The sequence below is a fragment of the Sediminispirochaeta bajacaliforniensis DSM 16054 genome (assembly GCF_000378205.1).
In the GTDB taxonomy this organism is placed as follows: domain Bacteria; phylum Spirochaetota; class Spirochaetia; order DSM-16054; family Sediminispirochaetaceae; genus Sediminispirochaeta; species Sediminispirochaeta bajacaliforniensis.
Genome location: NZ_KB899449.1, coordinates 1 through 8112, shown reverse-complemented (window position 1 = coordinate 8112; position 8112 = coordinate 1). Strand labels below are relative to the sequence as shown.

The following is an 8112-nucleotide window of genomic DNA, read 5'->3' as shown; positions in this document are numbered from 1 at the left end:
GAAGCGTTCGATCTCTCCTGGCCAAAGGGAGGACTTACTCAGAAGCAGTTCAACGAGCTGTCCAATCTGGCGTTTATTGAGCGCAGGGAAAACATCATTCTCCTCGGACCAAGCGGTCTGGGAAAGACTCACCTCATGACGGCCCTGGGACAAAAAGCCTGCCTAAATGGCTACACCGCATACTTTATCAGCTGTCTGGACCTATTGGAACGATTACAGCGGTCACGGGACCAGGGACGGCTAAAGAACAAGCTGACCTGGTTCGGAAAACCCCATGTCCTTCTGATTGATGAAGTCGGGTACGAGAATCTCAATTCAGAACAGGCTGCATTGTTTTTCCAGCTCATCAACACCCGGTATGAACGTGGATCTATCATCCTCACTTCAAATAAAACTTTTGGCAAGTGGGGTGAGATTATGGCTGATGATGCAGTCGCCACTGCAACTCTGGATAGGCTCTTGCATCATTCCCATGTGGTGAGCCTTAAAGGCGATTCGTATCGTATGAAAGACAGAATGAAGATTGGAGCCGTTGGCTTCTAAAGATTTTTGCCGGAACTCTGCAATTTAACTCCGATGAAAAACTGCAATTTCATTCCGGTGTTGACACTTAGGCCCTATAGCGGTCTGAACACCTGGTTCATCGGCTTCTGTTCCTTCACAATTACGGCAGACATACTTCTTCTTTATCTCACGTCTGACTACTACTTTTGCAGGAACTATACAGAGCCGCTCGGAAACATCTTCTCCTATGCAGACCTTTTCGGCTCCGCAGGCACATGTTTTATCTTCTTCATCAATGTCGTATTCAACTATTTCGCGTGGTAAGCCTTCTGACAGGGCTTTTCTTCCGGCATTCTTGCGAACTGTTTTGGTGTAGGCTTTTACCTTGCGGGTTTCAGGTTCTATTCCTTCCTTCTGTTCAAACGCGGAATCTTCAGCTTCATTGAACAGGGATGCCTGGTTTTTATCCTCTTTGGTGAACTTCTCTGTTTTTGTTCCGAAATGCAGTAACTGCAGTAAACCTACCTGTTCTCTTAATTTCTGATTCTCATGTTTGAGTCGCGCTATTTCCTCTTGCAGCTCAGCTTCCCTATTCACTAAAACAGAGCATATCAAAATAACAAAATAATTACTAGGCTATACACGTGAATACTGTAATTCTTTATGCGCTTTAAAGAAATCTATTCCGTCGAGCAGCATCTTAAGCTCTTCAAGCCTTATCTCCCGGGCCTCTTCTTCCGTTTCCGGCCAGGGGAACTTGTTCTTCTCGAGCCTTTTCTGCCATAGGCAGAAGCCGTTACGATCCCAATACACAATTTTCATCAGCTTACGCTGGCCGTTACAGAACAGAAACAGGCTTTTTGAGAATGGATCATTCCTCATTACGTTCTGAATCTGCAGGCTCAATCCATTCACTCCTTTTCTTAAATCAGTTTTACCGGGCCGGATAAAATATCGATAATCGCTATAATCGAATATCATTCGAGTCCTCCGATTATTTTCAGAACTGATTTCAGCAAGCATTCATCAAATCCGGTAGTTATTGAAATTGAAAACTTTTTGGACTTCAGTACTATTGGGATAGCTGCTGCAGATTGAACGGGATTTATTTCTATTATTTCAGATCTCTTTTTCGGGTCATCACCGATCCTTTTTTTATGCTTATAAAAAGTATTCGGATGAATACCTATTTCTTTGCAGAACTCCGGTATTGTCTTGCCGCTCTGACTATGCTGCTCAAATACTTCCTGCCAATTCTTTATTATCTTCCTCATTCCATTCCTCCGTAAATATTTTCACGGAGAATAATGCATTTTCAGATTTTTCCAAGAAGGGAAGTATTACCGCTTACCGTTCAACCATCCTTGAAAGGGATTATGAAAAGGAGTACCAGCAATGGCTAAAGTATTACGGACATTGATCCTGCTCATTCTGTTGCAGTTGTTTCGGTTTCCCCTGTGTGCTGAGGATTGGATGAGTGAAGTATATAACTCGTTCGTTGATCCAAAGACGATAGATATGGGATATCTTGAAGGAGTATTATTTCTACGTGATGGAAAAAATATTTTGATGGAATATCACTATAACGGAGTGACGGAGAAAACAGAGATTTTTCCTATTGAGAGCATGATGCTTGATGAAGAAACAGGATTTATTGAGTTTGTTATCGAAGGTAGCATGATGTATGTTATTCTTGGGAATGAATATATTCTGGTGTTTGATAAGGACATGAGCACTGGAGAGTATGCTTCCGTCAATGACCTTGAGATAGGAATGGTGAGAGAAAATCGTATTAAAAGAGAAAGAGAAAATTATGAGAATTCATTGCAATATTATACCGCTCCGTATCTTGATAGGTCATCCTATTCTATTAGCAAAAAGAGCATAACGACAAGCGGTTCTTACTCAGAAGTGTTGGGAGGGCAGCGGGTTAACTATGATGGGAAATACATCTTTGACTTTATGCTGTTCGGTCGGCCATATTATAAGACGTATTATAATCCGATTGCATATCCGTGGGTAGAGGACAGTGCTGGGTATGGGGAAGGGGAATGGATAGAGATCGATAGCGAGGTACCCAAGGAGAAATTTTATGTCCTGAACGGATTTGTCGACCCGACAAGACCGCATTTATACCGGCTCAATAGCAGGGTAAAAAGAGCAAGCGTTATAGGGACAACTGAAGAGGGAGAAGAGATGGAGCAAGAAATTCAATTTGAGGATTTCGTCTATTTCAAGACGATTGTTTTTCCAAGACCGGTAAAAACGATGAGGCTGATTATTATGAGTGTGTATCCTGGAGCAAAATGGAAAGACACTGCTATCTCGGCACTTATGCTTCCCGTTGATTGGAAGTAAGTGGTAATTGATGGTGCAAACGGAGATGCCGGATATGGACCTCCTGATGGAAGGCATTTGCAGCATCCTGCAAGATATTACGGGAATACCGGATGCGGAGTAACAAGTAAGGAAAACTTCACAAATTATACTTCTTATCTTACCGATACATTAGGTTTACCGTATGGTTACGTACTGTTTGGTACTATCCAGCAGAAATATAATCGGTATCTACAGATCTACAATCCTTGAGGTGTGACGTATGAAAAAGCTGATTTTAATCCTATCTTTTATTCCATTCTGGTTTCTACAGAATGTTTACGGAGAGGATAAGGAAATATGGATGTTTCCCCCCAGTTCGTATATCCAGGGTCTTGATGAAGTGACAGAGCTATTTAGTTTTACTAGTGATTCACTAAATATTCAGAACTTAGAGGGATTGAAAGAAGAGGACGGGTTATATCCGTATTTTGTTTGTGACAGCGAGAATTTTTACATATGTGAAGGAAGGAAAGAGACCCGTATAGCCTTATCATCCTTACAGACAGATGAGAATCTTTACCAGAGATACTGGGATGGAGATACCCGTGAAGTAGCGATTATGGGCGGCGGGTACTTTGCGACAACACGTACAAATAATTCTTATTATCAAAAGACAATACAGAGAATTGAGGATGCAAGGACTTTTCTTCTTCGGGATACCCCTGAAGATATCGATGAGGAATTGTTTGATACAACATTCATTTTACCCCAGGTAATCAGCAGGATATCCCTGTCTGTGCCTTTTCTGAAGGAAGCCGTAAGAGGAGAGGAAGTAGTCTATGATGATGATATGCTGAAGTATCGTTGGTTTTACAGTTTTCCAAGTAGAGCAAGAGTCGCGATGTATTTTGTGAACGATTCCAGCCCGATGGTAGAGGGAGCTGCGGGGAACGGAGAAGGGGTAAGTATTGATATAGATTTCCATGTACCGGTAGATAATGTTGTGGTCTTAAACGGTTTTGTGGATCTTGAAAGGCCGCATCTGTATAAGCGTAATGCGCGAATGAAAACCGTAAGGGTAAGCGGAGAGGGGTTTGATGATTTTGAGTATACGTTTGAGGATTATGTGCATTTTGCCCAGATAGATTTTCCCCAAGAAGTTAAGAGCGTTCGATTAACGGTACAGGATGTGTATGATGGAGAAAAATGGGACGATATGGCAATTTCTGGTCTGTTTGTGAATCCTGATATATTGCATACCCGAAACAGTGGTTTGGCGTTAGAGTATCTTGAAGAAGCGAAAGGCCGTTATGAGGCCCAATAGAAAAATGCTGTAGATTAGATAGTTAAGATTACAGTTGAATGAAAGGAAAACAAAAAGGAGAATTTTATGAAAAGAATTGTGAAAGGATTAGTGATTTTTTTTCTGATGACGTTGGTATTTTCTTGCGTAACCGAGCCCGGAGGGAGTTCTACTACAAGCAGTGGTGATGGTAACAGTAATTTTATCATTTTCCTGAATGTAACAGAAACAGAAGAATACCGTGATGTTGCGAGTATTGCGATAGTGGAGGGTGCCAGTTCAGGAATGGCTTCATATTCGGTAGATAGATATACGGAAGATGCTTCGATGCTGCTTACCTTAGAGTTTGGTTCGTTTCAAATTACCGGAGATGAAATAAGCATTCAGGCCGGAGATATTTCCTTAACAGGAACGATGAATGAAAATACTATTGATATAGACGGTACAGTGTATACCTTGTCAGAAGAATAAAAAGCGATTTGCAAAGAATCCTTAATATGTAGTCAGATTAGCTTTGGTGCAGAATGTTGTAAACGATGAAATACGAATAAACGATTTATTGTTATATTGAGATGGCTGGAGAAAGTAGCCATCTCATTGAGATAGTATATGATGAGTGAGTAGTATTCCTTGCAAAGGGATTCGTATTTCAAACGTGAAACTGTGGTAGAGATATTCTATAGAACGTCTGTTTTTCTTGTCCTGAATACGCCTTATTTTTCCAAGAAACAAACCGAAGGCCGAGCGTCAGGGATGCGGAGAACGGCCTGAAGGCCGGTCCGAGCACAGAGTGCGAGGACGGGAGCGAAGCGGACTTCGGAGCAATCCCGACCCGAGCGAGAAGCGAGGGTGACGCCCGGATGAGACAGAAAAAAGCACACTGAATGTAGCGAAGGTGATGGGAACAGGAGCGCTTGAGCTGCATTTAGGAGGAGAAGGCGCAGACGGTGGCGAATGGGAAGGGTGGCCGAGATATCTATCTTGCAGGAAATGGAGGAAGCAAGGAAGAGCAGCTGCTGGCAGGAGTGTTGTTGCAGCATGAAGCGTACCGTGACGGAGTCGTGGGAAGTGAGCTGGAACAGGTAGAAGAGACGGAAGCGGCAGTGATAGGGCACACGCTGATGGCGGATCGAATGAGGCATGACTACGGGTATGGAGCCTTTGTCGGAACAGAGATTATGGGAGACCTTGCTGCATTGTATGGAGGGGGAGAAGCCGGGATATCCGGACGTGCCGGAGGGTATGACTCGAGTGCGGATTATTGGAAGTTGACCACAGACGGACGTTTGTTAAATGACAATAAGGCTGATTTGTATCTGGCTGATGCTGAAGGGAACTATATATATGAAAATGGGAAACGGGTTAAACTCGTAGATACGGAAACGAGATCAGTGAGCCAATCCTTGATCCAATACATTGGAATGGATAGAGCATCGGAGTTGTTGGGTGTGAATCCGGCGGATATGAGTAATTATAATGAGCAGACCCTCCAGGATGTGCTGGGAATGAGTTCGGACATGGGTTGCAAGACTCTCTGTAAACGGACAATTTTCTTTTGGTGATTTGCCAGTTGATAAGCAGCAGAAACTCATGGGAGAACTGCTGTTAAAAGAGGGAGCAGGTCAGACATGGGATGCGAGTAATGGATGGCATGGGGACAGTATTGCTGATTTCAAGATTACAGACAATTGGGCTGGCTATTCGATTGGATTTGATCAGAGTATGACGAATGGAGAGTATGATAAGTTTGTGGTGGATATTGTGCATACGCGTTTGGCTGAAAGTTTCTTAGGAAGTAGAGGGGATCGAGATTTAAGGAATGAATACAACAAATTAGATTCATCTGAATACATAAAGAAGAGTATTGATGGAAATAGTATTTCTCATTTTTTTATAGATAATGTACAGACAGTAGATAATACTCTATCCGCGTCCCTTTCTCAGCCAACAGGCTACTATTCTGCATTTGGTAGGGTGCAGGGAAATACCATTAAGGCAGATAGTCCGTTTTTTACCAGTTATGGTTCTGGATCGAGTAAATTTCGATTGATGACGTTTCTGCTAAAGAATGGAGAAACAATTGATGGAGGTAGTTTTGGGGCCGATGGTAATTGGAGTGGATTTCCATCCCCAAACCGGGATGCTCCTTGGAAGGAGCATCAAGCAACGCCAGGTCTTGATTTTCTCGAAAAGCCATTGGACTATTTGATTTCAGATGGCTGTATAGTAAATACAGATGCGAATCAGCTTATAATCACAAAGAACTTATCTGATTGGAAGGTGTTTCCTCAGTTTAATATGGGGACAGTGATACATGAAGATTGGAGCGCTCTTAGAGGTTACTATGGGCATTAAAAAGTTGTTGTTTTTTATTGGAGATATGTTTGTTGCTTGTTCGATAGTGATTCCTATTAATTTTTTTTATCAGAATTTATCATCAAGAAGTATAACAACAGATACATTTAAAGTTAGGAATCAGGCTTTAATTATTACAAGATTTGAGACACAAGGGATTGGTTTACCCAAAAAAAAAGTTGAAAAAGTTATTTTTGAAAATGATATCTTCGAAACACCTAATGGTTATAATGCAGTATATCTTAATGATCAGCTTAAATGTCTTATTTTAGGGAGTCGGTTTCTTTTTTTATTTTCCGGGAAGCCTGTAGAAAATGATAAAGGAGGGGATAATTCAGTCATTTTATATGGAGCAGATGAAACAATCGAGAACGATCGAGGTAAGCCACCTTCTGAGAAGTTAGAATTATTTTTTCGTTTAGATTATACAAAAGGTTATGTATCTGTGATTAGTGCAAGTTCTACCCTTACTGAAATACTCAATGGAAAAAAGGTATCCTATTCTGTCTCCGGCCTAACGAAGAGAATTATAGAAGATGGAGAGAGAAGCTATTGGAATGGAGATGCAAATCCCTGGGTGGAAGGGGTAGAGGGGCCTGGGATAGGAGAATGCCTGGAAATAAGTTTTAGTGAACCAAGTAATGATGTAGTAATGTTAAACGGTTTTGTAGATCCCACACGCCGACATTTATTCAAAGCAAATAACCGTGTTAAAACAGCGATTATTCGTTCTGCTGATTCCGGAGAACCGTTTGAGTTTGAATATCGATTCGAGGATATGGTCAGGTTTGATGAGATTCGATTTCCCCGACCAGCCGAAAAGGTAGTTTTTGAAATCAAGGATGTGTACCCTGGTGAGAGATGGGATGATACCTGCATAAGTGCCGTCTTAACTCGTGAGCCTGATCCTTATATCGGCACAAATACATCACCGGCACCTCCTGCTGTTTCTGAACCGCAAGTTTTCGGTCCAGAAACTCGCTGACCATAGGATCGTAAAACAGCCCTGGCTGCTTTACAGGATTTTACCGAAAGACAAGGCGGAGGATGATTTTCATTGTCAGTGAAGCCCAGCTGTGTGAGGAGGGAAAACCAGACGACAACATAGAATTTCGGCAAAAGGTTCTCTTTTTACAAAAAAACTATGGTAGAGATATTCTATAGAACGTCCGTTTTTCTTGTCCTGAATACGCCTTATTTTTCCCAAAAAACAAATCGATGACCGAGCGTCAGGGATGCGGAGAACGGCCGTAAGGCCGGTCCGAGCACAGAGTGCGAGGACGGGAGCGAAGCGGACTTCGGAGCAATCCCGACCCGAGCGAGAAGCGAGGGGGACGCCCAGATGAGAAAGCGGAAGAGAGGATACGGGAGCAGGTGGCCAGCGCGAACAGGGGTTTGGAGAAGAACCTTGACAAGACGATGACGGTGGCCGGTTTTCGAAGGAAGGGGAGTAATTACGAGAGGGAAGCGATAGTAGACTCGACGATGTGGGCGACGGAGACGGAGAAACAGAGGATAGGGGTGTACGAGTACTTTGAAGCGCCGAGTTTTGATTACGGAGTGGACCTTTCAGGAGCAGCGATAAAGGACAGTAATACGAGGATACTGGAGGCGAAGGTAGAGAAGGCGAA

11 protein-coding genes are annotated in these 8112 nt (G+C 42.7%); 8 read left to right on the top strand and 3 right to left on the bottom strand.

All coding sequences use genetic code 11. The features are described 5' to 3' along the window. A partial coding sequence (gene istB / locus F459_RS0121445; protein ID WP_020614701.1) for an IS21-like element helper ATPase IstB occupies nt 1-543 on the top strand: 543 nt, incomplete at its 5' end. A 24-nt stretch (nt 544-567) separates the two neighbouring features. Here the strand turns inward: istB and F459_RS22860 are convergent. Genes F459_RS22860 through tnpA form a run of 3 tightly spaced genes read right to left on the bottom strand, consistent with a single transcriptional unit; the run spans nt 568 to nt 1778 of the window. Further along, nucleotides 568-1101, bottom strand: a complete 534-nt coding sequence (locus F459_RS22860) for an IS66 family transposase (protein WP_020614700.1) — start codon at nt 1099-1101, stop codon at nt 568-570. Nucleotides 1102-1140: 39 nt separating this feature from the next. Beyond that, nucleotides 1141-1485, bottom strand: coding sequence for an IS66 family insertion sequence element accessory protein TnpB (gene tnpB / locus F459_RS0121435; protein ID WP_020614699.1), 345 nt, complete (start codon nt 1483-1485; stop codon nt 1141-1143). Next, complete coding sequence (gene tnpA, locus F459_RS24065; RefSeq protein WP_020614698.1) at nt 1482-1778, bottom strand: IS66 family insertion sequence element accessory protein TnpA; 297 nt, start codon at nt 1776-1778, stop codon at nt 1482-1484. Before tnpA ends, tnpB begins: the two co-directional genes overlap by 4 nt. Before the next feature lie 121 nt (nt 1779-1899). Between tnpA and F459_RS0121425 the strand changes: the two genes are divergently transcribed. The 7 genes from F459_RS0121425 to F459_RS22840 all read left to right on the top strand — a co-directional run. Continuing rightward, nucleotides 1900-2862, top strand: a complete 963-nt coding sequence (locus F459_RS0121425) for an NADase-type glycan-binding domain-containing protein (RefSeq protein ID WP_020614697.1) — start codon at nt 1900-1902, stop codon at nt 2860-2862. Nucleotides 2863-3103: 241 nt separating this feature from the next. Then, entirely contained in the window at nt 3104-4147 is a 1044-nt protein-coding gene (locus F459_RS23425; RefSeq protein WP_020614695.1) for an NADase-type glycan-binding domain-containing protein, read from the top strand. A 66-nt stretch (nt 4148-4213) separates the two neighbouring features. Further along, entirely contained in the window at nt 4214-4597 is a 384-nt protein-coding gene (locus tag F459_RS0121410) for a hypothetical protein (protein ID WP_020614694.1), read from the top strand. A gap of 476 nt (nt 4598-5073) precedes the next feature. Continuing rightward, nucleotides 5074-5688, top strand: a complete 615-nt coding sequence (locus F459_RS0121405) for a hypothetical protein (RefSeq protein ID WP_020614693.1) — start codon at nt 5074-5076, stop codon at nt 5686-5688. A gap of 28 nt (nt 5689-5716) precedes the next feature. Then, nucleotides 5717-6481: a hypothetical protein gene (locus F459_RS0121400; RefSeq protein ID WP_020614692.1), complete on the top strand. Its 765-nt coding sequence runs from the start codon at nt 5717-5719 to the stop codon at nt 6479-6481. After that, complete coding sequence (locus F459_RS24320; protein WP_211214032.1) at nt 6441-7466, top strand: NADase-type glycan-binding domain-containing protein; 1026 nt, start codon at nt 6441-6443, stop codon at nt 7464-7466. Before F459_RS0121400 ends, F459_RS24320 begins: the two co-directional genes overlap by 41 nt. A 389-nt stretch (nt 7467-7855) precedes the next feature. Continuing rightward, nucleotides 7856-8112, top strand: a 257-nt coding sequence (locus tag F459_RS22840; RefSeq protein WP_154651769.1) for a hypothetical protein, incomplete at its 3' end; no start/stop codon positions are given.

Coding starts and splice junctions, on each gene's coding strand:
- tnpB (WP_020614699.1), bottom strand. CDS start 1,485: ATGATATTCGATTATAGCGATTATCGATATTTTATCCGGCCCGGTAAA.
- tnpA (WP_020614698.1), bottom strand. CDS start 1,778: ATGAGGAAGATAATAAAGAATTGGCAGGAAGTATTTGAGCAGCATAGT.
- F459_RS0121425 (WP_020614697.1), top strand. CDS start 1,900: ATGGCTAAAGTATTACGGACATTGATCCTGCTCATTCTGTTGCAGTTG.
- F459_RS23425 (WP_020614695.1), top strand. CDS start 3,104: ATGAAAAAGCTGATTTTAATCCTATCTTTTATTCCATTCTGGTTTCTA.
- F459_RS0121410 (WP_020614694.1), top strand. CDS start 4,214: ATGAAAAGAATTGTGAAAGGATTAGTGATTTTTTTTCTGATGACGTTG.
- F459_RS0121400 (WP_020614692.1), top strand. CDS start 5,717: ATGGGAGAACTGCTGTTAAAAGAGGGAGCAGGTCAGACATGGGATGCG.
- F459_RS24320 (WP_211214032.1), top strand. CDS start 6,441: ATGAAGATTGGAGCGCTCTTAGAGGTTACTATGGGCATTAAAAAGTTG.